The sequence below is a fragment of the Streptomyces sp. WAC 04229 genome, from assembly GCF_003947455.1.
In the GTDB taxonomy this organism is placed as follows: Bacteria; Actinomycetota; Actinomycetes; order Streptomycetales; family Streptomycetaceae; genus Streptomyces.
In genome coordinates this window covers 1-689 of the sequence record NZ_QHJH01000434.1, presented here as the reverse complement: position 1 = coordinate 689, position 689 = coordinate 1, and the positions used below count along the sequence as shown (strand labels likewise).

Annotated in this window: 1 protein-coding gene; it reads left to right on the top strand. The window is 80.4% G+C overall.

Annotated features, from left to right (window positions below):
* A partial coding sequence (locus DMH12_RS38730) for a DUF6350 family protein (protein WP_221763165.1) occupies positions 1 to 689 on the top strand: 689 nt, incomplete at both ends.

Here is a 689-nt window from a genome sequence, read left to right as displayed (position 1 = left end):
GCCCCGGGGCGGGGGCCGCGTCGGGCTTCGCGGGGGAAGGGCGCCTCCGGGACGCCGGGCCGCCGCCGGTCTCCGCGCGCTTCGCCTGGGTGGGGGTCGTCGCGGGCTACCTCTGCGTCGCCGGGCCCGTCGTGCTGTACGCGACGGGCGGCGCGCTGCGGCCCTCCTGGTGGTGGGCCGCCCTCTGCCTGCCGCTGGTCGCCATGGGCGCCGCGGGCGCGGGCGTGTGGACGGCGTTCGGCCGGCCGGGCGGGCCGGTGGGCCGGGCGCTGCGCGTGCTGCCGCGGAACCTGCGGGAGCTGATGGTGGAGCCGGACGCGCGCCTGGGCGCCTCGACGCGCGCCGCGGGTGCCGGTGCGGCGGTGCTCGTCGGGGGCGGGGCGCTGCTGGTGGGGGTCTCGCTGGTGTGGCACGGAGCCGCCGCGCAGGAGGCCTTCCTGCGGCTGACCGAGGGCTGGTCCGGGCGGTTCGCCGTACTGCTGCTCTGCCTGGTGCTGGTGCCGAACGCGGCGGTGTGGGCGGCGGTGTACGCCCTCGGCCCCGGGTTCGCGCTCGGCGCCGGGCATGTCGTGCACCCCTTGGCCTCCGCCCCGGCCCCGTTGCTGCCGCCGTTCCCGCTGCTGGCGGCGGTGCCGGACGCGGGACCCGGTACGCCGCTGCACTGGGCGGCGGCGTACCGGGTCCCGCGT